Below are 462 nucleotides of genomic sequence, written 5' to 3'. Positions count from 1 at the left end.
TTTCTGGGGAACCCTCAGCCCACTGGGAGAGGGAGAACTACATCCCTTGCCCGAGTTTCAGTACCGCCGCGATATTTCTTGCGGCCATCCTGACGTTCTCGCTGGCATTTTCCAGCGCATCTTCCAGCGAGCAGATGGTGTAAATTACGCTAAACACCGCATCGATGCCGTGATCGTGCACGACGCCAACGTCCGCCGTCAGGCTGCCTGCAATCCCGATAACCGGCTTGTTGAAGCGTTTGGCTACCTTCGCCACCCCAACCGGCACTTTACCGTGGATCGTCTGGCTGTCGATGCGACCTTCACCCGTTATCACCAAATCCGCATCGGCAATCTGGTCAGCCAGATGTAGCGCATCGGTGACGATCTCAATGCCCTGGCGCAGTTGCGCACCGCAGAAGGCGTACAGCGCCGCCCCCATTCCACCTGCCGCACCGCCGCCCGCCAGGTTGAGCACATCCA

1 protein-coding gene is annotated in these 462 nt (G+C 59.5%); it reads right to left on the bottom strand.

All coding sequences use genetic code 11. The features are described 5' to 3' along the window. Window positions 1-37: 37 nt before the first annotated feature. Window positions 38-462: glycerate kinase (locus AK59_RS0123440; protein ID WP_029883962.1), on the bottom strand; the 425-nt coding region annotated here is incomplete at its 5' end.

Source organism: Enterobacter sp. T1-1 (assembly GCF_000710795.1).
GTDB lineage: Bacteria > Pseudomonadota > Gammaproteobacteria > Enterobacterales > Enterobacteriaceae > Enterobacter > Enterobacter cloacae.
The sequence above is the reverse complement of the archived record's forward strand: the minus strand, read 5'-3'. Positions and strand labels throughout refer to the sequence as shown.